General features: G+C 59.5%; 21 protein-coding genes. 18 read left to right on the top strand and 3 right to left on the bottom strand.

Annotated elements, in window-relative coordinates:
* Positions 1 to 42: 42 nt before the first annotated feature.
* From V3390_RS00905 to V3390_RS00895, 3 genes are read left to right on the top strand one after another with little or no spacing between them, the layout of a single operon-like run.
* Positions 43 to 732 (top strand): response regulator transcription factor, encoded by a 690-nt coding sequence (locus tag V3390_RS00905; protein WP_331702962.1) that lies wholly within the window; start codon positions 43 to 45, stop codon positions 730 to 732.
* A 7-nt stretch (positions 733 to 739) separates the two neighbouring features.
* Entirely contained in the window at positions 740 to 2,101 is a 1,362-nt protein-coding gene (locus V3390_RS00900) for a sensor histidine kinase (protein ID WP_331702961.1), read from the top strand.
* The gene (locus V3390_RS00895) at positions 2,098 to 2,709 is read left to right on the top strand and encodes a hypothetical protein (RefSeq protein ID WP_331702960.1); all 612 of its coding nucleotides are present in this window, start codon (positions 2,098 to 2,100) and stop codon (positions 2,707 to 2,709) included. The genes V3390_RS00900 and V3390_RS00895 overlap by 4 nt, the downstream gene beginning before the upstream one ends.
* Positions 2,710 to 2,799: 90 nt before the next feature.
* On the opposite strand, the gene V3390_RS00890 is transcribed toward V3390_RS00895, so the two are convergent.
* Both V3390_RS00890 and V3390_RS00885 read right to left on the bottom strand, forming a co-directional pair.
* Positions 2,800 to 6,135, bottom strand: a complete 3,336-nt coding sequence (locus tag V3390_RS00890) for a hypothetical protein (protein WP_331702959.1) — start codon at positions 6,133 to 6,135, stop codon at positions 2,800 to 2,802.
* A gap of 12 nt (positions 6,136 to 6,147) precedes the next feature.
* Positions 6,148 to 7,434, bottom strand: a complete 1,287-nt coding sequence (locus tag V3390_RS00885; RefSeq protein WP_331702958.1) for a porin family protein — start codon at positions 7,432 to 7,434, stop codon at positions 6,148 to 6,150.
* Between the two features lie 192 nt (positions 7,435 to 7,626).
* Here V3390_RS00885 and V3390_RS00880 point away from each other — a divergent pair, with 192 nt between their 5' ends.
* The 10 genes from V3390_RS00880 (at position 7,627) to V3390_RS00835 (ending at position 18,727) form a co-directional block, all read left to right on the top strand.
* Positions 7,627 to 8,847, top strand: a complete 1,221-nt coding sequence (locus V3390_RS00880) for a hypothetical protein (RefSeq protein ID WP_331702957.1) — start codon at positions 7,627 to 7,629, stop codon at positions 8,845 to 8,847.
* A 172-nt stretch (positions 8,848 to 9,019) separates the two neighbouring features.
* The gene (locus V3390_RS00875) at positions 9,020 to 11,098 is read left to right on the top strand and encodes a S9 family peptidase (protein ID WP_331703620.1); all 2,079 of its coding nucleotides are present in this window, start codon (positions 9,020 to 9,022) and stop codon (positions 11,096 to 11,098) included.
* A gap of 53 nt (positions 11,099 to 11,151) precedes the next feature.
* Positions 11,152 to 11,403 carry an LPS translocon maturation chaperone LptM gene (gene lptM, locus V3390_RS00870; RefSeq protein ID WP_331689635.1) on the top strand — a complete coding sequence of 84 codons (252 nt, stop codon included), beginning with the start codon at positions 11,152 to 11,154 and terminating at the stop codon, positions 11,401 to 11,403.
* 32 nt (positions 11,404 to 11,435) lie between these two features.
* Positions 11,436 to 12,242, top strand: a complete 807-nt coding sequence (dapF, locus tag V3390_RS00865) for a diaminopimelate epimerase (RefSeq protein WP_331703619.1) — start codon at positions 11,436 to 11,438, stop codon at positions 12,240 to 12,242.
* Positions 12,239 to 12,913: a DUF484 family protein gene (locus V3390_RS00860; RefSeq protein ID WP_331702956.1), complete on the top strand. Its 675-nt coding sequence runs from the start codon at positions 12,239 to 12,241 to the stop codon at positions 12,911 to 12,913. Before dapF ends, V3390_RS00860 begins: the two co-directional genes overlap by 4 nt.
* Positions 12,903 to 13,865, top strand: a complete 963-nt coding sequence (gene xerC, locus V3390_RS00855) for a tyrosine recombinase XerC (protein WP_331702955.1) — start codon at positions 12,903 to 12,905, stop codon at positions 13,863 to 13,865. Before V3390_RS00860 ends, xerC begins: the two co-directional genes overlap by 11 nt.
* Before the next feature lie 104 nt (positions 13,866 to 13,969).
* Positions 13,970 to 14,509, top strand: coding sequence for an ATP-dependent protease subunit HslV (hslV, locus tag V3390_RS00850; RefSeq protein WP_331689632.1), 540 nt, complete (start codon positions 13,970 to 13,972; stop codon positions 14,507 to 14,509).
* A 26-nt stretch (positions 14,510 to 14,535) separates the two neighbouring features.
* Positions 14,536 to 15,891 (top strand): ATP-dependent protease ATPase subunit HslU, encoded by a 1,356-nt coding sequence (gene hslU, locus V3390_RS00845; RefSeq protein ID WP_331703618.1) that lies wholly within the window; start codon positions 14,536 to 14,538, stop codon positions 15,889 to 15,891.
* A gap of 46 nt (positions 15,892 to 15,937) precedes the next feature.
* Entirely contained in the window at positions 15,938 to 16,699 is a 762-nt protein-coding gene (gene ubiE, locus V3390_RS00840; RefSeq protein WP_331689631.1) for a bifunctional demethylmenaquinone methyltransferase/2-methoxy-6-polyprenyl-1,4-benzoquinol methylase UbiE, read from the top strand.
* A gap of 90 nt (positions 16,700 to 16,789) precedes the next feature.
* Positions 16,790 to 18,727, top strand: a complete 1,938-nt coding sequence (locus V3390_RS00835) for a M1 family metallopeptidase (protein WP_331702954.1) — start codon at positions 16,790 to 16,792, stop codon at positions 18,725 to 18,727.
* A gap of 81 nt (positions 18,728 to 18,808) precedes the next feature.
* Here the strand turns inward: V3390_RS00835 and V3390_RS00830 are convergent, their stop codons facing one another.
* Positions 18,809 to 19,741 (bottom strand): carbohydrate kinase family protein, encoded by a 933-nt coding sequence (locus V3390_RS00830; protein ID WP_331702953.1) that lies wholly within the window; start codon positions 19,739 to 19,741, stop codon positions 18,809 to 18,811.
* Between the two features lie 184 nt (positions 19,742 to 19,925).
* On the opposite strand from V3390_RS00830, the gene V3390_RS00825 reads away from it, so the two are divergent.
* From V3390_RS00825 to rodA, 5 genes are read left to right on the top strand one after another with little or no spacing between them, the layout of a single operon-like run.
* Positions 19,926 to 20,972, top strand: coding sequence for a rod shape-determining protein (locus tag V3390_RS00825; RefSeq protein ID WP_331689626.1), 1,047 nt, complete (start codon positions 19,926 to 19,928; stop codon positions 20,970 to 20,972).
* A gap of 12 nt (positions 20,973 to 20,984) precedes the next feature.
* The gene (gene mreC, locus V3390_RS00820; protein ID WP_331702952.1) at positions 20,985 to 22,043 is read left to right on the top strand and encodes a rod shape-determining protein MreC; all 1,059 of its coding nucleotides are present in this window, start codon (positions 20,985 to 20,987) and stop codon (positions 22,041 to 22,043) included.
* Complete coding sequence (gene mreD / locus V3390_RS00815) at positions 22,040 to 22,522, top strand: rod shape-determining protein MreD (RefSeq protein WP_331702950.1); 483 nt, start codon at positions 22,040 to 22,042, stop codon at positions 22,520 to 22,522. Before mreC ends, mreD begins: the two co-directional genes overlap by 4 nt.
* 1 nt (position 22,523) lies before the next feature.
* Entirely contained in the window at positions 22,524 to 24,563 is a 2,040-nt protein-coding gene (mrdA, locus tag V3390_RS00810) for a penicillin-binding protein 2 (protein WP_331702948.1), read from the top strand.
* Positions 24,560 to 25,660: a rod shape-determining protein RodA gene (gene rodA / locus V3390_RS00805; RefSeq protein ID WP_331689622.1), complete on the top strand. Its 1,101-nt coding sequence runs from the start codon at positions 24,560 to 24,562 to the stop codon at positions 25,658 to 25,660. Before mrdA ends, rodA begins: the two co-directional genes overlap by 4 nt.
* The last annotated feature ends 30 nt before the right edge of the window (positions 25,661 to 25,690 follow it).

Below are 25,690 nucleotides of genomic sequence, written 5' to 3'. Positions count from 1 at the left end.
CCGATAATGGGTAGGATAATCTCATTGACCCCGTGTATGCCAATGGACGAGCTGAACATATTGCATGTGGATGACGATCCACAAACACTGACGGCGATCCGCGAGATTTTGCAGGGTCGGGGTATGCGTGTGAGCTCGGTTGAGTCCAGCGCCAAGGGCCTGGCAACGGCGGCGGCCCAATCATTCGATGTCATCGTGCTCGATCGCACCATGCCCCAGATGGATGGCATCACGGCCATTCAGCGCCTGCGCGAGGTCGGAGTCACCACGCCCGTGCTGATGCTCTCAGCCCTGGGGCTAAGCTCCAACCGCACCCAAGGCCTCGATGCCGGCGCCGATGACTATTTGGCCAAACCCTTCGAGCCCGAGGAATTGGTTGCGCGGATCAACGCCCTGTATCGTCGCAGCCGTGCGGCAGGTCATTCACCCACGCTCATTGCCGGCGCACTCGAGTGTCACCTCAAGGCACGGACTGCCTGGCGTCGCGGCAAACACATCGCGCTGAGTCCGCGGGAGTTTGATCTGTTCCGTTATTTTATGGAAAACGCGGGTGCCATCGTCACGCGCGAAATGCTGCTGCGAAATGTCTGGAAGCTCAATTTCGATCCGCAGACCAATGTGATCGATGTCAGCGTGGCGCGTTTGCGTCGCAAGCTGGAGGAAGATTTTCCGACACCCGTGCTCGAAACGGTGCGTGGTGCCGGCTACCGCCTCATGAGCGACGATATCTAAGCGCTCAATGACCACGGTCTCGCAACGCTCGGTCCCGTTCTTTCGCTCCATCGCCTGGCGATTGGCATTGGCCGCAATGGCGCTGGTCATGCTGTCGACGCTATCTTTATATGCACTGACCGCGTCGAGCGTGCGGAGGCAGGCCCTGCAGTCGGTCGAGTCGAACGTCAATACCGATATGGCCGGCCTGGCGGATCTGTATGCGGCGGGCGGCAAAGACGAGCTGGTTCGTCGCATCGCCGAGCGGCTGCAGTATGCCAACCCCAATGACCGTGCGGTCTATCGGCTGGATGAAAAAGGCAGGCAACTGGTCGGCAATCTGGAGCAATGGCCGCCGCTCGATGCCCGGCGTTCCGAGTTCGGCACCCTCGATGGCCGTCACGGACACGAAATCAGCGGGCGCGTTACTCAGCTTAGCCCGGAGCTTCGTCTATTTGTCGGCCGACAGATGCAGGATCTTCAGTCCACGCTCGGCGCTTTGCGCAGGACCTTTTTACTGGCCGGGATAGGCGTCGCGTGGATGGCACTGCTGCTCGGCTATTGGCGCAGCCGCCGTCTAGCCGACCGTCTGGATCGCATCGAGGAGCTGCACCTTCGCGCTGCACGCGGTGAGCCCGCAATTGCCAACGCCACGTCGGAACACGGTGACGAGTTGGATGTGCTTGGCCATCGCACGCAAACCATGCTGCAGAGGCAGGTGGATCTCGTGAATCGCTACCGCGAGTCGTCAGAACATGCGGCCCATGAAATCCGCTCCCCGCTTCTGCATCTAGACACCAAGCTGCACCGCGTGCTGGAACAGTCCGCCGATCCGCGCGTGCAGGAAACCTTGGCGCAGGGCCGCGCAGACATTCGATCGATTGTGCGCCTGCTCGAGTCCCTGCTGGATATTTCAGCGGCGCAGGCCCATCTGGGGGACATCAGTGACTTTGAGGCGGTGGATCTCTCGGCACTGGTCCTGCGCATGGTTGAAATCTACGCTGACAGCGCCGAGGATCAGGGCTACTCACTGCAGGCGCAGATTCAGCCGGATCTGGTTATCCAGGGCAATGTACTGCAGCTGGAGCGCATCGTGTCCAACTTGCTGGATAACGCCCTGAAATTCAGTCCCGCCGGCAGCCGCATCGAGATCAATCTGAGCCAGGGTCCGCGTTTGCTCGTTGCCGATGACGGTCCGGGCGTCCCCAAGGAGATGCGTCGTCGCATTTTCGAGCGCTTTGGCCGGTCCGACGATGTGGTAGCCAAAGGACACGGTCTGGGCTTGCCGCTGGCGCAGGCCTTTGCCGCGCGGCATGGTCTGCAAATTCGCCTGCTCGACACCGAGCATGGCGCCAGTTTTGAAATGGCCCCCGTAACGGAGTTGGCATGATGCGAAACAGGAATCTAATCGGCAGTACAGTGGTGCTGCTATCGGCAATCAGTTCGGCCTGTGCGCAGGCCCCGTCGACCGCGGAAAGCGCCCAGTGGCCACCTGGTCCCGAGGCCAAGATTGCAGCTGCCTTGGTGCAGGGTGAGCTGGCCAGTCAGGGTCATAGCAAACAGGATGCCGAGGCGCTTGCCGGGGCAGCACGTACGCTGGCTCGACTGGGAGCGCATCCTATCGACGGCCAGGAGGATCTTGTGACCACATGGGCGCGCCAGGCCATTGCGATGGGCGCCCCTCCCGGTGGCGCTGCGGTGTTCCGCGGTCGCGTATTGGGCCCCGCCTATCGCCGCGTGCAGCTCTCGCCGGCCCAGAAGGACGTCAGCAGCGCCAGCTTTCTTGCCGGCCAGCAGGCGTCAGTGACTGTGACACCGGTTGGCAATGGTCACGTGGATCTGCGCGTGCATGGCGCTAATCAGTCCGTAGCCTGTACGGTGCAACGGCGCCGCGATGGCCATCTTTGTGAGTGGCTGCCTTTGTACACGGAGCGTTACACGATCACGGTGAGTGCAGGTGCCCGCGCACCGGTCACCGCCTTCGTCGTACTCAACTAATAAAAATCCCGACGGGCATTAAAAAACCCACGACCCGAAGGTCGTGGGTTTTCCCCTAGCACTGAGGGGAGCCGTGCAGCGCACAGCGCCTTAGTGATTGAAGCGGATATCCAAGCCGAGCGTATCGAGCATGCGACGTTGAGCGTGTGCCGTGAGTGCGCCCGACGGTGCGCCTTGATTCACGAATTCCGCGCCCGGCATTGCATTGGCGCCGTTTGGCACCGGCACCGGGACCGGAATCGAACCGGGTGTCGGCGTGGGAAGAACCGGGCCGGTCCAGCGTCCCCAGCCGGCGGTTTCCGGCGAAGGCATCGCCGACGACGATGGGGCCGTAGCCTTGTCGAACACCACGATGCCGCCAAAGTTATTTCTGACATCGGTGTGATTATTCGCGACATAGGAGACGGCCAACTGATCCGCACTGGTGCCACCCAAGAGCACGGATCCGGTGGCCAGGCACTGGCTGCCTGAGCACAGCCCGCCGGCATTATCCGTGGCACGCATGGCATACGTGGCGGTATAGCCCCGATTGTCGCCGACATAGATTTGCTGCAATGTCACCGACGGTTTGGCAATGCCGCCGCTTGTGCTAAACGCATAGTTGGCGGAGTTCATCGCCAGATTGAGCTCCATGCCGAACAGCGCGCTGAAAGAGTTGGCGAACGAAACCGCGGCCTTGCCGGATGTCACACTTCCGTTCACGACGTTGCCGTTGGAGTCCTTGCGAGTTGGAGCCAGACCGGCTCCCGGTAACAGGTTGTAATTAACGGTAGTGCCTACCGCAGGAATCCGCGACGGGTCAATCGAACGCAACACGGTGAAGGAGGAGAAGTCGCCGGCTCCCCAAATACCGTCGCGCCAGGTGATCCAAGCGGCCTTGTCGCCATCGTGTCCCGCATTCGTTTCGGTTGATGCGCCTTGGACCCAGCCCGAGAGCGTGTTGGTCTGTGCGACCTCAAGCAGTTTGGAGCTGCCGTCAAAGCGGGTCCAATAGCCCGTCGAATTCACAGATGATGTGAAGCTGGTGCTCTTCTTAACCAGTTGCAGACCAACCAGGCCCTCGACCTTATTGCCTGCGAACTTGGTCAGTTCCACGGTCGGCAACGGTGGTGGCGTGTAGATGCCATCTTGCGTAAAGATCGCTGCGCCGACAATGCCATCTCCTGTTGCGCTGCTGCGTGTGCGATACGAAGTCGCAAGGAAATTGGCGGTGGAGCCGCCCAATTTCCACCACATGTCAATGGAGCACCTTTCTTTGGCGGGGCAACTCCGGCCCGTCCCGAACATAAACATGGAGAACATGCCGGAGCTGCTGCCATCGGAGTCGTATCCGTTGATTTCAACCGCTTTGAGTCCGCCGTCCGTCTGAAAGGTGTAGGTAGCATCTCCCGGCATCACCAACGAGCCCTCCATCCCAATTCGGTATTTGGCCTGAGTGAATGCGATCGCGGCCGTTGCGTCGAACGTGCCCGCTGGGTTGCTACCGCTATTGGTGGTCGGTTTGGTCGCGCCGGCAAGTTTGTACTTGAGAATGAGAGGTTGCGGCATCGAGGTCAGCTCGGGCACGTAGGCGTAGTGCAGCCCATGATTGGCGGTATAGGCGTAGTCCTTACCGTCAAATGAGAAGCGGCCCTGAGAGTCGCCGCTAACCAGGCGGCCATACCCCACGCCAGTGGTCAATTCGCCGTGTTCCAGCAACTTGGCATCAGTCGGAATCTTGATGACGCTCACCGCGCTTTGGTTGGGGATCTCGCCCGTGATTGCCTTGGTCGTCTCATTGGCAGTCAGGGTGGTTGCCGTTGCCGAACTGCCTGCCATGCCATTAAAAGCCCCCGGCATATTGGCGGCACTCACGACTTGGACCGAAGCAACGCTAAAGGCGCCGCCACCCGGCGTCGGCGTCTTCGGCAGATTGGGATAATCGTTTGCGATGCCACCCTTGGAGAGATAAGCATAGAAATCCGCCATGAACACGGACGGATCGCCAAAGGAGTTGATCCGGCCCGCTTCGGACAGCATCTGCATCATTTTATACAGGGATTCCTGGCTTGCTGCCGTGTACTCGGATGGCTTGCCACCTTTGATCAGATAGGTGTAGTACGCCTTCAGAGAATCAATGGACTGCTCGTACATCGGCAAGAAGTAAAACAGATCCGCAGGCTTATCCGTATTCGTCAGATAGGCAACATACAAGCGCCAGAATTCGCCCTTTGGATCCGGCATCGTGTTCAGTCGGCCGTTGCTTTCGAGCGCGACGAGGTACTCTTCCATCTGGGCCAGGCTTAGCTCGCCATAGGCACTTGGTGCGTGTCCCGCAGCGATCCACGCATACATGCGGTCGAGCGCTGTCTGATAACGGTCGAGCTTTTGGGTGAGGGATTCTGGCAGGCCGGGGAACGCGTCCGGGTTATTACTGCCGTTGACCCAGCTCAGGTATTGCCCCCAGAACGCGCCATTGGCATTAAAGAAGCTCGAGAACGATCCCGTCTGCTGCAGCATGGCCAGCATCGCTTTGATCTGGTCTGCAGTCAGAGCGCCGTATTGGCTGGGCACGCCACCGTTCATCAGATACTGACGCAGTGCGTCGAGCGCAGCGGTGTAGTTCTGATACAGCGGTAATTCGGGATAGGCATCAATGCTCTTGCCGCTCGCAAAATACGAGGCCAGTTGTTTCAGGAAATTGTCCAGGGCAACCGGAATGCCGCTGGCGCCGGTGCGTTTCGCCCAGTCACTGTAGGCAGCAAGAATGGCCTTGATGTCACCACCCTTCCAGTCGGAGGGAGTACCGCCCTTGGCCACAAAGGCCTGAAATTGCAGGAGCTTTTCGACAGCTGTTGCATCCATGGCCTGACCGAGTGCACCCGTACTGGCGGTCATTAGATACAGCGCCAGCCAGTTCGAATGATCGACGGAGGAAGGAACCGCCACACCGGAATTACCCAGCGTCTTGGCGGGTGTACCGCCGGCCAGTCCACTCCAGAATTCGCCGCTCTTAACTGTCAGTGAGCCTTTGTTGCCGCTGATGGTGACCTGACCGTTCAAGACGCCGCCGGTGACTCCAACGCCATTGACGGTGACATTGCCGGAATTCCCGCCTGCGCCCAGCTGCATGCTGCCACCTAGCGGCAAATGAATTCGAGTCGAGCTACTGCCGGCTACAGCCGTAACCGACCCCGTGATGAGTTCGAACGAGCCATCGGCGCGTATTTGGAAGGCGGCAGGGCCGACCACCGATACTATAGAACCGTCTGCAAGTCGGAGTTGGGTCACGCCCGTTTTCTGAGTGTGGACCTGACCCGGAGTGACGGCTTTGACGCCACCGGTCGAAGAAAACACGACAAGAGACTGCGCACTGGCACCCGAAGCCAAGCATGCCGCAATACCGAGCGTGAGAACACGCAGTCGAAGAGTCTTTGAAGGTTGCATGTCGATAGCTCCTTAAAATTCGTAACGGATGCCGGCGCTGATCATCGTGCGGCGGAAGTCATAGAGGTCGATGTTGCTGCTGTTGCGAGCCCAGCTCGCACGAGCCGTGAGTAACCAACGCGGAGTGAACTGATGCTTGTAGCCGACGCCCAGATCCACGCGTGAGTCTTTGCGTTCTTTAAGGAACATGAAGTTGTCGTCCAGATGGCGTCGGTTCTCCCATGCCGCGTCGGCATACAGCAGATCGCGTGCACCCAGCGGTACCTGCCAACCGGCGTTCAGGCCGTAAAACGTAAACGAATCGGCATCGGCGGAGCGATCTTTGGTGCGCTCGCGACCCAGTTGTCCGCCCAGATTCCATGTCGCGGTGCTGATGCCGCTGGCCAGTGCGTAACGCCTTGCATCGGGTACACCGGGGGTGATGTAGTTTAGATCCATATACTGCAGCGAAGTGCTCCAGGCCGACGTAGCCGACAGGACTTGCGTGAACTGACCGATTGCCCCGATTACGTTACGAACACTGTGTCCACCTAAGCCGAAATTCTGTCCTTGCAATGAAATCGAAACGACGTTGCGAGAGGGCAGGGTATGGGCATAGCCCCCCGTCAGCGTTAGGCTTTGCTGATCGAAGGCACGACTGTCCCGGTTGTCGCGCCAACTGGCCAACGCACTGCCATAAATTCGATTGCCGCGTGAAATACCATGCGATCCGCTAATGCCCGCCGTGAAATCAATCGTGGTGTCGCTGATGGCACGCGACTGCGGGCCCAGCTGCCCGGGGCCCAGCCAGCCGAACAACGGAATGGTGATGGAGTTCAGAGCCGTGGCCGAGTTGATGTTGCTGTCATGGCCTAGTTGCAGATCGACATAGCCGTTGACCGAATCGCCGCCGCCCCTAGTGGCATTGTCATACGCCTTGATTAGATTGTTAAAGCGCTGCCGCACCGGATCCGGAATTGTCGGATCACCGACGACAGTTTCGAATTGCTGCTTGGCCGTGTCCAGATCGCCGGTCATAGCGTACGCGCGTGCCAACTCTGCTCGCGCCGGTGCGTTATCGGGTTGCAGCGCCAGCACACGTTGCAGCGCAATGATCGCGTCAGAAGGTTTGCCTGCGTCAAGCGCCGCGGACGCATAAGCAAAATCAAATTGCGGGTCGCCAATCCGGCTATCGAGCTCTGCCTGCATCTGTTCGAATTTTTCAGCTTCCGGGGTTGGCGGTGCGGCGGCAACAGCTGGCGCTGACATCGCCAACAGGCACAGCAGTGCCAACGGGCGACGACGCAATTTGGTGTTCATTTCCCATCTCCGATTAATAGTGAAATCACGACGCCCAAGTACCCTAGGCTAGTCGTTCAGTCAATCTACTGCAGCAATGATTCGGATAGAGATGCATGACAGTGATCGTCATCATGACAATCATTGTCATGCTGGGCACGCGCGGATTGGTCTATATATCCTGTAGGTAGTTTAATTCAAGGGATTTTCATCATGCGTCGTTCTTTGCAATTGGCTGCAATAACTCTCGCTCTTTGTGCAGTGGTCAGCGCGCCTGCTCATGCGGGTCTGTTTGGTTCGTCCGGCCCGGCCACGATCAACGTGCAAGCCGGCACGCCGCAAAGTGCGTTGGCTACGGCGTGGAAGGTGGCGGGTTCGCGTGCCACAGTCGCACCGGGCAGCCGCGTGGTGGTCAGCGGTTACCGTGTGGTGATCATCAATGAGGCGTCGGGGCGAGGCAGTTCCCGACCGGGTCTTGGAAATCAAAATCAGAGCACCGCAGCGGTAAACGCGTATTACACACTGCATGGACTCGACAATGATGCCTTGTCGGCAATGGCCGAGCAGGCGCTGACACAACTCGAGAGCGAACTGCGCGCACGTGGCTATCAGGTACTGGACCGTAATCAGTTGCGTAGTGCCGGTGACGTGTCGCGCTTGACTGATCCCGGCATCGGTAATGTCCAACTGCTGACCGTGCAAAACGGCGATTCGGCGGGCTATATGTACACGCCGCGCGACATGCTGATCAAACTTCCTATGGGTGGTAAAGGCAAAGATCCCAACGGCAAGGACATTGCAGGCGCCATTGCCACCGGCGGACAGGTAACACAGGTTGCGGCAATGACTGGCAAGCTGGGACGCTTTGGCGGTTCATTGGGTCGGCTAGGTGGTCTGGCAGGACAAGCCAGCGGTCTGGCAAAACTAGCAAGCGGTATCACAAGCACCATGGATGCCGCCGGTGACAGCCAAGCGCAGACCGCACTGGCCAAGGCGCTCAATGCCACCTTGCTCGATGTGACTTTCACGCTGACCTTTGCCGAGATCGAAGGCAGTGGCGGAGGCTTCCTGAATAAGATCGCCGGTAGCGATACCGCCAAGGTGTCCGCTACGTTTGCGCCGGTCTTTGTGCCGACCGATACGCGCATCGAGGTACGGCGCCCCGATTCCGGCAACGCTATTTTGCTCAATAATCCGGTTGAGGCACAGGGCCCGGCCATTGCCGGCGTCCGGAATGTCACCACCGGTGGTGATATTGCAGCCAACGTGACCGGCGCCGTGGTCAGCGGCCTGATCGCATTGGGCACCGGCGGTGGCATGCATACCAGCATGACAGTGCGACGCGCGGTCGATACTGCGCCGCAGTACCCGCAGGTCGTCGGCGATGCAATTTCGGTCATGAACAAGTCCGTTGTGGACCAAATAGCACGCTAAAGAGCTGACGGGCTGGCGTCCTGCCGCGTGGCGAGCGGTGGGGCGCCGCATGCTTGTATCATGGAGACTCCCTGATTAAGCGGAGTTCTGCGTGAAACGATATGCATTCATTGCCATCGGAATGGTGAGCGTGTTGACGGCGTTTGGTGCACGAGCTGCGCAACCGGACTCAATGCCACCTATGAATACCGCAAAGCCGCCTGTAGTCGCATCCAAACCTTATGTCGTCAAGGCGCCGTTTGGCGCTGAACGCAACGATGAGTTCTACTGGCTGCGCGATGACACCCGCAAGAATCCCGAGATGCTGGCGTATCTGCAGGCCGAAAATGCCTACGCCGATCAGGTGCTGGAGCCGCTCAAACCGCTGCAGGACAAACTCTATAAAGAGATCGTCGATCGCATCAAGCAGGACGACTCCAGCGTGCCGTACCGTGAGCGCGGCTACTGGTATTACACGCGGTATGCGCAAGGCCAGGATTATCCGATTCATGCCCGCCGTGCCGGCACCATGGACGCCCCCGAAGAAATCCTGCTCGATGTCAACGAGTTGGCCAAAGACAAGGGCTATTACAACGTTGGCGATCTGCAAGTCTCACCGAACAATGAGATTCTGGCCTACGCCGATGACGAAGTCGGTCGCCGCCAGTACATCATTCGTTTTAAGAATCTTAAGACTGGCGAAATCTATCCCGATGTGATCAAGGGCGTCTCGCCGAATCTGGTATGGGCCGATGACAGCAAAACATTGGTCTATGTCGAGAACGACCCCAAGACACTGCTGACTACCCGCATTCGCAAACACCTGCTGGGTACCGACCCGGCGGCCGATCCGGTGCTGTATACCGAGACCGACGATAGCTTCTACATGGGCGTTGAGCGCACTCGCGATGACCGTTTCATCTGCATTGGCGTGTCGAGCACCGTGTCGAGCGAGTACCGCTGCGCTCCGGCCAATGACCCGAGCACCTTTACCGTGCTGGCCCAGCGCGAGCGCGATGTCGAATACGATGCCGACCATCTCGATGGCCGTTGGGTCATTCGCACCAATGCACCCGGTGCCGACGGCAAAAAGGCCACGAACTTTAAGATAGTGACGGCGCCATCGAACGCGACATCACGCAAAGAGTGGAAGGATTTGGTGCCCGAACGCGATGATGTATTCATTGAGGGCTTTGAGCTGTTCAATGACTCGGTAGCGATTGCCGAGCGCAGCAATGGGCTGGAGCGCCTGCGCCTGCTGTATAACGATGGTCGCGAACAGTATGTGCAGGCCGACGAAGATGCCTACAGCATGGGCCTGGCCACCAACTCGGAACCCGAGAGCGAATGGCTGCGTTACAGCTATACCTCGCTGACGACGCCGGCGACTACGTATGAACTCAACCGTCGCACAGGCGAGCGCAAGCTGCTCAAGCAACAGCCGGTGATCGGTTACGACAGCAGCAAGTACGAGACCCGTCGCCTGTGGGCCACCGCACGCGATGGCGTCAAAGTCCCCGTGACTGTGGTGTACCGCAAGGGCTTTAAGCCCGATGGCACCGCGGCCCTGCTGCAGTATGCCTACGGATCGTACGGTTCCTCGACCGATCCGAACTTTAACCTGACCGCCGTGAGCCTAGTAGATCGCGGCATGGTGTACGCACTCGCGCACATCCGCGGTGGCGAAGAGATGGGCCGCAGCTGGTACGAAACCGGCAAGCTGCTGCAGAAAAAGAACACCTTTACCGATTTCATTGATGTCACGGACATGCTGGTGAAAGAGGGCTATGCGGCCAAGGATCGCGTCGCGGCTTACGGCGGCAGTGCCGGCGGCCTGCTGATGGGCGCCGTGGCCAACATGGCGCCGGAAAAATACAACGTCATTCTGTCGCAGGTGCCGTTTGTCGATGTGGTCACCACCATGCTCGATCCCTCGATTCCGTTGACCACGAACGAATACGACGAGTGGGGCAATCCCGAGCAAAAGAAGTACTACGACTACATGCTCAGCTACTCGCCGTACGACAATCTGAAAAAGCAGGCTTATCCTTCGATGTTTGTGGGTACTGGACTGTGGGACTCGCAAGTGCAGTACTGGGAGCCTGCCAAATATGTGGCGCGCCTGCGCGGCGTGAATACCTCGGGCAAGCCGGTCGTGTTCCGCACCAATATGGAAGCCGGTCACGGCGGTAAATCCGGCCGCTTCCGTCGCTATCGCGAGCAGGCCGAAATGTACAGCTTTATGCTGAATCAACTGGGCATTTCGCAATGAGTTCGGACCTGGATCACGGGCACGGCCACGCTAAGACGGTTACACTTTGGCGCATGACTCGCAAAACGCCATTTTTGATCGTGATCGCCGCCGCACTGCTGACGGCCGGTCTGTCGGCCTGCGGTAACAAAGGCCCGCTGTTTCTGCCGGATCATCCGCCGGTATCGCAACTGCCGCCGGGTCCGCCGGAGTTCACCGGTGATGAGCCCCTGGTGACACCGCCCGCACCGGCCGATGCGCCGACCGAGACCAATGACACGCCGCCGGCCGAGGCCAGCGCGCCCAAGCCGCCTGCGGCGCGCTAAGGGTTATCGCCGTGGGTCTGCGCTTTGACAAGATGCATGGCGCGGGCAATGACTTTGTCATGCTCGATCTGCGTGGCGGTGCCGAACCGCCATCGCGCGCCGTAACGCAAAAGCTGGGCGACCGGCATTTTGGCGTTGGCTGCGATCAGATCATCAGCATCGAGGATCCGGTCGAGCCGGGTACTGTGGCCTCGTACCGCATCTGGAATAGCGATGGCAGCATTGCCGGCCAATGCGGCAACGGCGCCCGTTGTGTCGCGGCCTGGGTCGAGCGCGAGTTGCAGCTGCCTGCCGGGGAACCCTTCGTACTGTCCAGTCCCGCCGGCCTGCACGAGGTCCTGCCGCTGGGTAAGGGCTATTACCAAGTGGCGATGGGCGTGCCTTCGTTTGATCCGCGGCAGGTGCCGTTGGGCGCGCAGATTGAGCACGAGGCGCTGACGTACCCGTTCAGGGATTTTGAGTTTTCTGCGGTGTCTATGGGCAATCCGCACGCCGTGATTGTCGTGCCCGAAGCGTTTATGGCCGATGTGATGGAAGTGGGCGATGCGATGCAGATCTCGCCGCTGTTTCCGCAATCGGTCAATGTCGGTTTTGCCCAGGTGGTGAGCCGTAATGAACTGTATCTGCGCGTGTATGAGCGCGGCGCCGGTGAAACGTTGGCCTGCGGCAGTGGCGCTTGCGCTGCGGTGGCGGCCCTGGTGCGACGTGACATGCTGGATCGTAAGGTTTCGGTGGCGTTGCCCGGTGGCCGACTGCAGATTGAATGGCCCGCCGATGATCAGCCGATACGGATGAGCGGACCGACCGCATTTGTTTTTCAAGGTGAATTGATCGTATGAGTGACGTGCAGGAATTAGCCGGCCACGAAGTGGCTGCATGGATCCGACAACATCCGGAGTTCCTGCAGCAGTATCCCGATCTGGTGCAGTCCATAGTGATTCCGCGTAGCACCGGCACCACTTCGTCATTGGCGAGCTATCAGCTCGAAATCCTGCGCGAAAAGAACCGTGATCTGTCGCGTCGTCTGCAGGACCTCTACGGCGTGGCGCAGCAGAACGAACAGCTCACGCGCTTCATGCATCGCCTGACCCTGGCGCTGGTGCGAGCCGACTCGGCGGCGGATGTGTGGCGCACCTTGGCCGCTTCGCTGACTGAGGATTTCAATGCATCCGTTGTGCGTACGATCTCGTTCGAAGCGGTTGCCGGCCTCGAACAGGAACCCTGGCATCGGCATATTGCCCGTGACTCCGCGGCCTTGGCCTCGTTCCGCGATCTCATTGCGGGCGGCGACCCGATTTGCGGCCGCCTGAATCCCGACAAGCAGGAGCTGCTGTACGGGCCGGAATTGGCTTCGCAAGTGCAATCGTCGGCGCTGCTGTCGCTAGGCTCTGCGGGCCTGCTCGCCATTGGTAGCCATGATGCCAATCGCTTCTATCCGGGCATGGGAACGCTGTTCCTGGATCTGCTGGCCGAAGCGATTCCGGTCATTCTGTCGCGGCATGACACTTGATCCGACCGTTGCACGCTTTTTAGAGTTCCTGCGCGTGGAACGGCAGCTCTCTGCCCACACGCTCGATGCATACAGCCGTGATCTGCTGACCCTGACGCGATTTGTCGCCGGTGAGGATGCCGGTGACGATTCCGTTGAAGCGACTGCGGTCACGCCGGTCGATTGGCAACAAGTGGATGCCGCCGTGGTGCGCGCGTATCTAGCGCACGAAAATCGCCGCGGTTTATCGGCCAAGAGTATTCAACGCCATTTAAGCGCCAGTCGCAGTTTCTTTGATTGGCTACTGCGTCGCGGCGAGTTAAAGATCAATCCGGCCGCCGCCGTGCGTGCACCCAAAGCGGCGCGCAAGTTGCCGCAAGTACTCGATCCTGACGAGGCCAAAGCGCTAGTCGAAATCCCGGTCGAAGGCACCCTTGGCGTCCGCGACCGCGCCTTGCTCGAGTTGCTGTATTCATCGGGCTTGCGCGTTAGTGAGCTGTGCAACCTGACCTGGCCGCAGCTGGATCTCGAAGACCGTCTCGTCTCCGTCACCGGTAAAGGATCCAAGCAGCGCGTGGTGCCCTTGGGCTCGCACGCAACGGCCGCGTTGCTGGAATGGCGCAGCGAATTGCTGGCGACCCGCGGTGCCGATACGCAAGCGGCGACCGGGGCAGGGTATGTGTTTCCCGGGCGTGACCTGACACGCCCGATTACCTCGCGAGCGGTGCAGATTCGCCTGGCGCAGCTGGCACGCCGGCAGGGGCTGTTTAAGCGCGTGCATCCGCATTTGCTGCGGCATAGCTTTGCCAGTCACATTCTGGAATCATCCGGCGATCTGCGCGGCGTGCAGGAGCTGCTTGGCCATGCCGATATCGCCACCACGCAGATCTATACGCATCTCGACTTCCAGCATTTGGCCAAAGTCTATGACGAGGCCCATCCGCGCGCGCGTCGCAAACCGGACAAATCCTAAACGGAACGCAAGCGGTTGATAGCCGCCTGAACAGCGACGCTTGATTTGTTTCACGGCGAGCCCCAGTACTAGGGTTCAATCAATGCGAAAGTCATAGCGCCGTTATGGACCCTACTGTTTTTCACGCCACCACCATTGTCAGTGTTCGTCGCAACGGTCAAGTCGCCATTGCCGGCGACGGTCAGGTCACGCTTGGCCACACCGTGATGAAGGGCAATGCCCGCAAGATTCGCCGACTGGGCCGTGATGGCCAGGTGCTGGCCGGATTTGCCGGTGCAGCCGCCGATGCCTTCACCCTGTTCGAACTGTTCGAGGCCAAGCTCGAAAAGCACGGTCAGCTGACCCGCGCTGCTGTGGAGATGGCCAAAGACTGGCGCACCGAACGGCGCTTCGGCAAGTTAGAGGCGCTGCTGGCAGTGGCCGATCGCGAGACCTCGCTGGTGATCAGTGGCAACGGCGATGTGATTGAACCCGAGGACGGCATCATCGCCATCGGTTCGGGCGGCATGTATGCCCTGAGCGCAGCCCGTGCACTGATGAAGCATACCGATCTCGATGCCCGCGCCATGGCCGAGGAATCGATTCGTATTGCAGGCGAAGTCTGCATTTACACCAATACCAACGTGGTCATTGAAACGCTGTGAATTCTCTAACTCAAACCAACGCCATCATGACTCCGCGCGAAATCGTCGAGGAGCTCGATCGTCACATCATTGGCCAGAAGTCGGCCAAGCGTGCGGTAGCCATTGCCCTGCGTAATCGCTGGCGCCGTGCGCAGCTCGATGATGATCTGCGCAACGAAGTGATGCCCAAGAACATTCTGATGATCGGTCCGACCGGCGTCGGCAAGACCGAGATTGCGCGTCGCTTGGCTACCTTGGCCAATGCGCCCTTCGTCAAGGTTGAGGCCACACGCTTTACCGAGGTCGGTTATGTCGGCAAGGACGTGGAGCAGATCGTGCGGGATCTGGTGGATACGGCCGTCAAGCTGTATCGCGACCAGGCCAAGGTGCATGTGCGCACCAAGGCCGAAGACCGAGCCGAGGATCGCATCCTCGACGCGCTGTTGCCGCAGCCCAAATACGTGCAGCCCGGTGCGTTCGATGCGAATGCCGTCGACGTGGCGCCAGATGCCGACTCCAACCCCGACAGCACACGCAACAAACTGCGTCGTCAGCTGCGCACCGGTGCGCTGGACGAACGCGAGATCGAGATTGAGACCGCGATGGGTACGGGTGGCATGGACATCCTGACGCCGCCGGGCATGGAAGAGATGGGCCAGCAGCTGCGTCAGATGTTCTCGCAAATGGGCCAGAATCAGCAACGCAAGCGCAAGATGACCATCAAGGCCGCGCGCGCTCAACTGATCGAAGACGAAGCCGCCCGCCTGATCAACGAGGACGACATTCGCGCCGCTGCCATTGAGGCGACGGAGCAGCATGGCATTGTCTTTATTGACGAAATTGATAAGGTCGCCAAACGCGGCGAAAACGTCGGCGGTGGCGATGTCTCGCGCGAGGGTGTGCAACGGGATCTGCTGCCGCTGGTCGAGGGCTCGACCGTTTCGACCAAATACGGCCCGGTGAAAACCGACCACATCCTGTTCATTGCCAGCGGCGCCTTCCATTTGGCCAAGCCCAGCGATCTGATCCCCGAACTGCAAGGGCGATTCCCGATTCGTGTGGAGCTGGGTGCGCTGAGCAAGGATGACTTTGTGCGGATCCTGACCGAGCCCAAGGCCGCTCTGACCACGCAATATCAGGCACTCCTGCAGACCGAAGGCGTGACCTTGACGTTTACGACCGATGCCATTGACCGCATCGCCGAAATTGCGGCGCTGGTGAACGAACGCCAGGAGAATATCGGTGCGCGTCGTCTGCACACCGTACTGGAGCGGCTGCTCGATACCTTGAGCTTTGAGGCCTCGGATCGCGGGGGCTCGCAAGTCGAGTTTGACCGCGCCTATGTGGACCGCTATCTGGGTGAGCTGGTGCAGGATCCGGACCTGTCGAGATACATCCTGTAAGGCCCATGGTCACTCAGTCCGGCAGTTTATACGGCATAATTCACGCATGAGCGAGAATCCGTACGAACAGGGCAAGACCCACTTTGGCTTTAAAGATGTAGACGCCAAGGAAAAGCAAAAGTTAGTCGCCGGCGTGTTTTCCAGCGTTGCCGGCAACTATGACCTGATGAATGACCTGATGTCCCTGGGCATCCATCGCGTCTGGAAACGGTATTTCACCGCCACCGCGCAGGTCAAACCCGGCGACAAAGTTCTCGATCTGGCCGGCGGTACCGGTGATATTGCCTTGCTGCTGCGCGACCGCGTCGGTGATACCGGCACCATCGTGTTGGGCGATATCAACGGCGACATGCTCAAGGTCGGTCGTGATCGCATGATCAACAAGGGCAAAGTCGCCGGTTTTGAATACACGCAAGTCAATGCCGAGCATCTGCCGTTCCCGGATAACAGCTTTGAACTGGTGACCATCGCCTTCGGCCTGCGTAACGTGACGGATAAAGATCAGGCGCTGCGCGAGATGTTTCGCGTGCTCAAGCCCGGTGGTCAAGCCCGCGTGCTCGAATTTTCCGAGGTCACGCAAGAGTGGTTCAAGCCCATCTATGATTTCCATTCGTTCCAGGTGCTGCCGCGCCTTGGCGAACTGTTTGCCAAAGACTCGGACAGCTATCGTTATCTGGCCGAATCGATTCGCAAGCATCCGCCGCAAAAGGAACTGATGCAGATGATGGAACAGGCCGGCTTTGAGCGCTGCCATTACAAGAATCTGTCGGCCGGCATTGTAGCCATCCACTCGGGTTACAAACTCTAAATCGGATACGCGGCGGAGCAGTGCTCTGCCGCATTGCGGTGCAACAAAACGGTTAAACTGGAAAAATCAGTTTTTTCAGGTCCGCCGTAAATGAATCGCACCAACAAACGTCTTCTGATTGCATCGGCTGTGGTTGCCACCGCCTTGTTCACCGTGGCCTGCAAGCCGCAGCCCGCTACCAATGCCGACTCGCAAACGGCCGCAAGCGCCGACAAGTCCCAAGCCGGTCAGCAAGTGGTCGATGAGCACTCGTACTCGCAACCCAATGTGGTGCGCACCAAGCACATTGATCTGGATCTGGCCGTCAAGCCTGACCAAAAGATCATTAGCGGTACCGCCACACTGACGCTCGAATGGCTCAAGCAGGATGCGACGCAGCTGCTGCTCGACACCCGCGCTATCAAGATTGAAAAGATCGAGGGTGAGAATGTCCATGGTGCATGGACGCCGCTCAAGTTCGAAGTCGCCGCCGAGGACAAAATCCTTGGCAGCAAGCTGACGATTGAAACGCCGGACCGTCCTTCGAAGGTGCGGATTGTGTACAGCACAGTGCCCGAAGCCAGTGGTCTGCAATGGCTGACCAAGGAGATGACCGAAGGCAAGAAGTCGCCGTTTATGTTCTCGCAATCGCAGCAGATTCATGCCCGGTCGTGGGTGCCGCTGCAGGATACGCCGAGCGTTCGTTTCACCTATAACGCCCACGTGACCGCGCCGAAGGATCTGATGGTGCTGATGAGCGCCGACAACGATCCGAAGGCTGCGCGCGATGGCGACTACACCTTCAAGATGGAGCAGGCGATTCCTTCGTACCTGTTGGCGATTGCAGCAGGTGACCTGGTGTTCCAAACCACCGGTAACCGCAGCGGCGTCTGGGCGGAGCCGACCATGGTCGCTAAGGCCGCCAAGGAATTTGAAGACACCGAAAAGATGATGCAGACCGCTGAGCGTCTGTACGGTCCGTATCGCTGGGACCGTTACGACATTCTGGTGCTGCCGCCATCGTTCCCGTACGGCGGTATGGAAAACCCGCGCCTGACCTTTGCGACGCCGACCGTGATTACGGGCGACAAATCGCTGGTCTCGCTGGTGGCGCATGAACTGGCACACAGCTGGTCGGGCAATCTGGTAACGTTCTCGTCGCCTAAGGATGCCTGGTTAAACGAGGGCTTCACCACTTACGTCCAGTCGCGCATCACCGAAGATCTGTACGGCAAAGAGATGAAGGACATGGAAAACCTCATCGATCGCCAGGAGCTGGCTACGGAGTTCAAGGCCATCTCGCCGGGTATGCAGCGTCTGGCCATGAAGCCGCAGGATCTGCCCGATCCCGACGGCTCGTCCAGCTCCACTGTTTATGCCAAGGGTGCCTGGTTCCTGCAGTTCCTGGAAAACCGCTACGGTCGCGAAACGTTTGATGCCTATTTAAAGGCCTATTTCGATCATTTTGCGTTCCAGTCCATTTCGACGGCGCAAATGGTGGATTACCTCAAGACCAACCTGATCGATAAGTATCCGGGCAAGGTCACCATGGAAGAGGTCAATGAGTGGGTTTACGAGCCGGGCATTCCTAAAGATGCACCGACTACCGACTCGCCGCGTTTCGCCGGCGTCGATAAGGCACGCACCGACTTCATCAGCAACGGCACCGTGCCGGCTGCAGACGCGACCAAGACCTGGATCACTCAGGAATGGACGCACTTCCTGTCCGGTATGCCGCAAAAGCTGTCGCCCGAACAAATGACCAAGCTCGATCAGGCCTTCCATTTCACCGGCACCACCAATGGTGAAATTGCACGCATCTGGTATCCGCTGGCGGTGCGTTCCGGTTACACCGCAGCCAACGCCGAACTGCAGAAGTTCATTGAGCGCGTCGGTCGTCGCAAGCTGATCATGCCGATCTACTCGGAACTGGTGAAATCGCCCGAAGGCCTGGCTCTGGCCAAGCAAGCGTACGAGAAGTCCAAGGCCAGCATGCACCCGATCACCGCGGGTTCGGTCGCTGAGACGATTGACGGCGCTGCTAAGTAATCTGCCTTAAATCAAGCTGTAAAAACAGAACGGCCGGGTTGGATCACCAACCCGGCCGTTTTCTTATACCGCGTACTGCGCTTAGAGCGAGTAGCCGAACTGCTTGGTGAACTCGGCGTTGAACTCATCGTACGTAAACGACTGATTCTGCGTGCCGTGATAGGAAACCTTGATGGCGCCCATCAGGTTGCCGATACGGCCAATGGTTTCCCAATCGTAGCCCTTGGATAGACCGAACAGCAGACCCGCGCGGAACGCATCGCCGCAACCGGTCGGGTCTTTAATGGCTTTTTCCTGCGCCTGCGGAATCTGATAGCTGTTGCCATCGGCAAAGATCGTGACGCCCTGCGGGCCGCGCGTACAGATCAGTGCTTTGACGCGCTCGGCAATTTCCTGCTCGGTCCAGCCGGTTTGCTTTTGCAGCATGCTGGATTCGTAGTCGTTGACCGTGACGTAGTCGGCCAGCTCAATGAAATTGCGCAGATCATCGGGTGAGAACAGCGGCATCGCCTGACCCGGATCGAAGATAAACGGAATGCCCATCTCGTGGAACTCACGGGCATTCTGGATCATGCCCTCGCGGCTGTCGGGCGAGACCATGCCAATGGTGACGCCGGGGACATCCTTGACGTGGTTCTCATACGAACGCGACATTGCACCCGGGTGGAAGGCCGTGATCTGATTGTTGTCGTGATCGGTGGTGATAAAGGCCTGCGGGGTAAAGGTGCCCGGCAGCGTCTTGACGTAGTCGAGTGCGATATTCTGCTGCTCGAACCAGTTGCGGTAGGGGCCAAAGTCATCGCCCACGGTGGCCATGGGGATTGGCGAACCGCCCAGCAGCTTGAGGTTGTAGGCGATGTTGCCGGCACAGCCGCCGAACTCGCGGCGCATGTGGGGGACAAAGAAGGACACATTCAGAATGTGGACTTTATCCGGCAGGATGTGATTTTTGAATTGGTCTTCGAACACCATGATGGTGTCGTACGCCATGGAACCGCAGATGAGTGCTGACATTTCGGGCTCGAAAATGAACAGGAAAAGGGGGCAGGCGCTCGCGGGACCGACCTGGCCGTAGGGCGGTTGGGTGTGGACCAGCAAACTTGTTAAGTATAGCGGATATTGTGCTTGCCCCTGTGGAAATGCGGGCGCTAAAATAATGGGTTCACTGCCCCAACTCTCCCCGCCAGGTGGATCCCCAATGTTTAAGAATTTCCGTGGCATGTTCTCCAGCGATCTCTCGATCGATCTGGGAACCGCCAACACTCTGATTTATGTCCGCGGCCAAGGCATCGTGCTGAACGAGCCATCAGTGGTCGCCGTGCGACAAGATCGCCGTGGCGGGGGCACGCGGTCGGTCGCAGCAGTGGGCGCCGAGGCCAAGCAAATGCTGGGTCGTACGCCGGGTCACATCACCACCATCCGCCCCATGAAAGATGGCGTGATCGCCGACTTTACCTACACCGAGGAAATGCTCAAGTACTTCATCCGTAAAGTGCACAAGAGCCGCTTCCTGCGTCCGTCGCCGCGCGTGCTGGTGTGCGTGCCCTGCGGTTCGACCCAAGTGGAACGTCGCGCCATTAAAGAATCCGCGCTCGAGGCCGGTGCCCGCGATGTGTTCCTGATCGAAGAGCCCATGGCGGCTGCAATCGGTGCCGGCATGCCGGTGACTGAAGCGCGCGGTTCGATGGTGGTGGATATCGGCGGTGGTACTACTGAAGTGGCAGTGATTGCGTTGAACGGTATCGTGTATGCCGCTTCGGTGCGTATCGGCGGTGACCGCTTCGACGAGTCCATCATCAACTTCGTGCGCCGTCATTACGGCACTCTGATCGGCGAAGCCACGGCCGAACGCATCAAGATGCAACTGGGTTGCGCCTGGCCGCAAACCGAGAACCGCTCAATCGAAGTGACCGGCCGCAATCTGTCCGAAGGCGTACCTAAGGTCATCACCATCCACGAGAACGAAGTGCTCGAAGCACTGAAGGAACCGTTGGCCGGTATCGTGACAGCCATCAAGCTGGCGCTCGAACAGACCCCGCCGGAACTGGGCGCTGACGTCGCGGAGCGCGGCATCGTGCTGACTGGTGGTGGCGCCTTGCTGCGCGATCTCGACCGACTGATCTCCAACGAAACCGGCTTGCATGTTCAAGTCGCAGAGGATCCGTTGACCTGCGTGGCCCGCGGTGGCGGTCGTGCGCTCGAGCTGGTGGACATGCACGGCAACGAGTTCTTTGCCTACGAATAACGTGTCGTTGACGTGCCCGATCTGGCCGGCCCTAATGCAGTACCCCGTGACGGTGAGTTTTCAGACACGCTGAAATTGCTGGCGTTTGTCGCGCTGGCCGTCATGATGATGGCTGTCGACAAACAGACCCATTGGCTCGATAAAGTCCGTGAGCAACTGTCGACTGTCGTGCAGCCGGTGTGGGCAGTGGCCGGCTTGCCGTCGGCGGCGGCGCGCAAGATCTCGACCGATGCGGGCAGCTTTAGCTCACTGACGGCAGAGAACCAACGCCTGCGTCGCGAACTCATGCTCAATCGTGCACGACTTGATCGTGCCGAAGCCATTCTCGCTTCGACGACTGAAACCGCGAACTTGCAGCGTGCTGTGGCCGTGCGCCCCGGCATGTCGGTGATCATCGCCTCGGTGCTCGATGTGGACTTGGATCCCTCGCGTCAGCGCCTGGTGATCCGTGCCGGTGCGGGTGATGGCGTTCGCGTCGGTCAAACCGTAATGGACGAAGGCGGCTTGCTCGGCCAAGTCATCTCAGTGCAGCCGAACATCTCGACGGTGTTGCTGGTGACCGATCCCGAACACGCCGTGCCCGTCATGCTCAAACGCAATGGCGTGCGCATGATTGCCTCTGGCATGGGGCGCAACGATTTGCTCGATGTGATTAACGTACCGCTTTCGACCGACATCAAGCCCGGCGACGTGGTCGTGACCTCCGGTCTGGGTGGACGCTTTGCACCGGGCCTGCCGGTTGGTGTGGTGACGCGCGTGCGTGCCGATGATTCGCGTGCATTCTTGCTCGGCGATATTCGTCCGGCGGCGCGCCTGGATCGCGGCTCGCAGGTGATGATCGTGACCTCGACGTATCGCGCCACGGCGCCGGTGGCAGTGACGGCTGCAAGCGGCTCGGGCGCTGCTGCTACCGCGACGGCGCCGGCTGCAACCACCACGCCCGCCGCGACTACGCCAACCGACGCGAGCACCACACAACCGACTTTGCTGCGCGATCCGAGCGTACCGCCCGCGCCCAAGCCGCAACTCAAGGCGCCGGAAACTGAAAAGCCGGCGGTGCCTTCGCCATGAGTCGTGAACGTCAACCGTGGCTGATGCCGATCACCTTGCTGGTGGCGTTCCTGCTGAGCGTGGTTCCGGTGGCGCCGGAATTGCAGCCCTTACGTCCGGCGTGGGTCGCGCTGGTGCTGGCCTACTGGATTATTGAATCGCCCGGTCGCGTTGGCATGGCCTTGGCGTTTGCGCTCGGCATTTTGCAGGACCTGATCGTCGGCGGCATGCTCGGCGAAAATGCGCTGCGACTGGTGGTGGTGACCTTTATCCTGCTGCGCTTTCGTGCGCGGATTCGGTTTTTCCCGCTGACGCAACAGGCGGCCATCATTGCGCTGATTCTGCTCAACGACCGCATTATTTCCGTGGCGCTGCATGCGTTCTGGCGTTTGCCCGCCGCACCGTGGACCGCATGGCTGACACCGATGATCGGCTTTGCCCTGTGGCCCATTCTGTTTATCGCGATCGACTCGCTGCGTTTACGCGGCTGGGGCCGATGACGTGGCCGACCTCAAACGGCTACTGACCGGCAACGGTCGCCGTCACGTCAAAAGTACGACACGCGAAGGCGAACTGTTCCGCGAACGCGCCCTCATCGCGATGGGCGTCGTGGTGCTGCTCACCGTGTTTCTGGCGTTGTGGTATTTCCGCCTGCAGGTGCTCAATTACAGCCACTATCAGACGCAATCCACGCAGAACAGCATTCGACCCAAGCCGGTCGTGCCGGGTCGCGGCCTGATCCTGGATCGCAACGGCGTGATCCTGGCGCAGAACGTGCCGGCTTTCAGGCTCGATGTGACGCCGTTTCGTGCCGGCCCGCCGGACCAATGGTTGCCCGCCTTGCGTGCACGCGTCGCACTGACCGACGAAGAGGTTGAGAACTACCGCAAAGCCATCAAAGGCAGCCGCGGCTTCAAGATCGTCACGCTGAAAGAGCGCCTGACCGAAGATGAAATCGCGCGCATGTCGTCGGACCGTTGGCGCTTTCCGGGCATGGAACTGACGCCGTACATGCAGCGCTATTACCCCTACGGCAATTTGTTTGCGCATGTCATCGGCTATGTGGGTCGCATTGACGAAAAGGATAAAGAGAAACTCGGCAGCGAGAATTCCGCGCTGAGTCATATCGGCAAAGCAGGACTCGAGCGCTATTACGAGGATCTGCTGCGCGGCAAGATCGGCTTCGACAAGATCGAAACCAATGTCGATGGCCGACCGATCCGCAGCCTCGGCCGCGTGCCTGCACAACCCGGTGTCGACTTGCGCCTGAGCATTGATATCAATCTGCAGCAGGCCATGGTCAACGCGTTCGGTGATCACGATGGCTCGGCCGTCGCCATGGATCCGCGTACCGGTGAAATTCTGGCAATGGTCTCGCTGCCGGCCTACAACCCGAACCTGTTCGTCAATGGCATTCCCGGCTTGCTGTATCGCGAGCTGATGGACAATCCTTCGCGCCCGATGTTTAACCGCAACGTGCTGGGCGGTGGTCCGCCGGGTTCGACCATCAAACCGCTGGTGGCACTGGCCGGACTCGAAAGCGGCCAAATTGACCTGAATTACCGCGTGTTTTCGACGGGTGAGTTTTTTATCCCCGGCCAACGACGTGGCTATCGCGATGCGCATCGTGGCTCGGGTTGGACGGATATCAAGAAATCGATCTGGGATTCGGTCAATTTCTTCTATTACAAACTCGCCTATGACATGGGCATTGAAAAGCTCGATCGCTACATGCAGGAGTATGGCTTCGGTCAGGCTACGGGCGTGGACTTGAGCGGCGAGAACAAGGGTGTCGTGCCATCGCCTGCGTACAAGATGAAGCGCAGCAAAGAGCGCTGGTATCCCGGTGAAACCGTGATTTCCGGTATCGGTCAAGGTTACTGGGTGGCCACGATGCTGCAGTTGGTGCAGGGCATTGGTGCCATCGCCAACGACGGCGAGATGCATCGTCCGCATCTGGTGTGGCAAGTGCGCGCCGGCTATCAGAAGCCATGGGTCAGCGTTGCATCGCCGGCAAAGAAGCGGATCAGTTCCAACAAGGCATTCCTTGATGTGATTAAGGACGGTATGCATCTGACGATGGTGGTCGGCACCGGTGCCAGCTTGGCGCGTGGCGCGCCGTACAGCATGGCGGGCAAGACCGGTACCGCGCAAAAGGTGTCGCGTAAGGGTTCGGCTTCGATGAATCCGCATTCGCTGCCACTGCACTTGCGCCATCAGGCATTGTTTGTCGGCTTTGCGCCCGTCGAAGACCCGCAGATCGTGATTGCAGTGAATGTTGAACATGGTGGCTACGGCGCAAGTACGGCCGGCCCGATTGCGCGCAAGGTGTTTGATGCGTGGCTACTGCAGCGTCCGGCCGATCCGGCGCCGCGCCTGGAGCCCGCTCCCGATGAAATCATGGCGGCGGAGCTGGAACGCCTGGCACAATCCAAGCAACCCGCGCCTGTTACTACGGAGCCGGCTAAATCGACCGAGCCAACCAAGTCAACCAAGCAAGCCGCCGCCGCGGCGGCTAAACCGGAGGAACCGAAGCAATGAGCCTGTTTCGCTGGTTCTTGGGGCTGACGCGACACCTGCTGCGTAGCCTCGATCCGATTCTGCTCGGTGCCTTGGTGTGTCTGATGGGTGTCGGCCTGGTAACGCAATACGGTGCAGGCGACGGCACCATGCGACCGGTTGTGGCACAAGGTGCACGCTACGTGATCGGCTTTGCGGTGATGTGGCTACTGTCGCGCGCGCAACCCGCGCAACTGCGCAACGCCTCGCCGTATGTGTATCTGTTCTCGCTGCTGCCACTGATGCTGGTGCTGCTGATCGGGCAGGGCAGGCACGGCAACTTGTGGATCAACTTGGGCGTGTTTTATTTCCAACCATCGGAGCTGCTGAAAATCACCTTGCCGATGGCCGTGGCGTGGTACGTCAACGAACAGTCGCTGCCGCCGCGCTTGCGGACGATTCTGACCAGCGGCGTGATCATCGGCATTCCGGTGCTGCTGATTCTGAAACAGCCGGACTTCGGTACCGCGATGCTGGTGGGCATTAGTGGTGCCTTCGTGCTGTATTTGGCGGGATTGAGCTGGTGGTGGTTTGTCGGTGCGGCGGGAGCGGTGGCCTCGATTGCGCCGCTTGCGTGGTTCTTTTTACTGCGGCCGTATCAAAAGGATCGCGTGCTGACCTTCCTCAATCCGGAGAACGATCCGCAGGGCGCAGGCTGGAACATCATTCAATCCAAGATTGCGATCGGCTCCGGTGGGTTCTTCGGCAAGGGTTTGGGGCAGGGTACGCAATCGCATCTCAACTACATCCCTGAGCACACCACGGACTTTGCGTTCTCGGTGTTCTCCGAGGAGTGGGGATGGATCGGCGTGGTCGTCGTGTTCGCGCTGTATGCGGTGGTCGTGTTGCGTTGCCTATGGATTGCAATGCAGTCCAAGGATGGCTGGGGGCGATTAGTGGCCGGCGCATTGGGGTTGGCGTTTGGCGTGTACGTCATCGTCAACGGCGGCATGATCTCGAACCTGCTACCGGTGGTCGGCGTGCCGATGCCGCTGCTCAGCTACGGCGGCACCTCGGCGGTGTCGCTGCTGACCGGTATGGGTCTGGTGATGGCGGTGCGCTCCGGCGCCAAGCGGTAAATCTGACGACGCGCCGTGTCTACGCGCCTT

The organism is Aquilutibacter rugosus (assembly GCF_036541335.1).
In the GTDB taxonomy this organism is placed as follows: Bacteria; Pseudomonadota; Gammaproteobacteria; order Xanthomonadales; family Xanthomonadaceae; genus Aquilutibacter; species Aquilutibacter rugosus.
Note: the sequence above shows the minus strand (reverse complement) of the source record. Positions and strands in the feature narration are given on the sequence as shown.

Bases quoted from the DNA above. Each gene is read 5' to 3' on its own strand.
- V3390_RS00905 (WP_331702962.1), top strand. From the start codon at position 43: ATGGACGAGCTGAACATATTGCATGTGGATGACGATCCACAAACACTG.
- V3390_RS00900 (WP_331702961.1), top strand. From the start codon at position 740: ATGACCACGGTCTCGCAACGCTCGGTCCCGTTCTTTCGCTCCATCGCC.
- V3390_RS00895 (WP_331702960.1), top strand. From the start codon at position 2,098: ATGATGCGAAACAGGAATCTAATCGGCAGTACAGTGGTGCTGCTATCG.
- V3390_RS00890 (WP_331702959.1), bottom strand. From the start codon at position 6,135: ATGCAACCTTCAAAGACTCTTCGACTGCGTGTTCTCACGCTCGGTATT.
- V3390_RS00885 (WP_331702958.1), bottom strand. From the start codon at position 7,434: ATGAACACCAAATTGCGTCGTCGCCCGTTGGCACTGCTGTGCCTGTTG.
- V3390_RS00880 (WP_331702957.1), top strand. From the start codon at position 7,627: ATGCGTCGTTCTTTGCAATTGGCTGCAATAACTCTCGCTCTTTGTGCA.
- V3390_RS00875 (WP_331703620.1), top strand. From the start codon at position 9,020: ATGCCACCTATGAATACCGCAAAGCCGCCTGTAGTCGCATCCAAACCT.
- lptM (WP_331689635.1), top strand. From the start codon at position 11,152: ATGACTCGCAAAACGCCATTTTTGATCGTGATCGCCGCCGCACTGCTG.
- dapF (WP_331703619.1), top strand. From the start codon at position 11,436: ATGCATGGCGCGGGCAATGACTTTGTCATGCTCGATCTGCGTGGCGGT.
- V3390_RS00860 (WP_331702956.1), top strand. From the start codon at position 12,239: ATGAGTGACGTGCAGGAATTAGCCGGCCACGAAGTGGCTGCATGGATC.
- xerC (WP_331702955.1), top strand. From the start codon at position 12,903: ATGACACTTGATCCGACCGTTGCACGCTTTTTAGAGTTCCTGCGCGTG.
- hslV (WP_331689632.1), top strand. From the start codon at position 13,970: ATGGACCCTACTGTTTTTCACGCCACCACCATTGTCAGTGTTCGTCGC.
- hslU (WP_331703618.1), top strand. From the start codon at position 14,536: ATGACTCCGCGCGAAATCGTCGAGGAGCTCGATCGTCACATCATTGGC.
- ubiE (WP_331689631.1), top strand. From the start codon at position 15,938: ATGAGCGAGAATCCGTACGAACAGGGCAAGACCCACTTTGGCTTTAAA.
- V3390_RS00835 (WP_331702954.1), top strand. From the start codon at position 16,790: ATGAATCGCACCAACAAACGTCTTCTGATTGCATCGGCTGTGGTTGCC.
- V3390_RS00830 (WP_331702953.1), bottom strand. From the start codon at position 19,741: ATGTCAGCACTCATCTGCGGTTCCATGGCGTACGACACCATCATGGTG.
- V3390_RS00825 (WP_331689626.1), top strand. From the start codon at position 19,926: ATGTTTAAGAATTTCCGTGGCATGTTCTCCAGCGATCTCTCGATCGAT.
- mreD (WP_331702950.1), top strand. From the start codon at position 22,040: ATGAGTCGTGAACGTCAACCGTGGCTGATGCCGATCACCTTGCTGGTG.
- rodA (WP_331689622.1), top strand. From the start codon at position 24,560: ATGAGCCTGTTTCGCTGGTTCTTGGGGCTGACGCGACACCTGCTGCGT.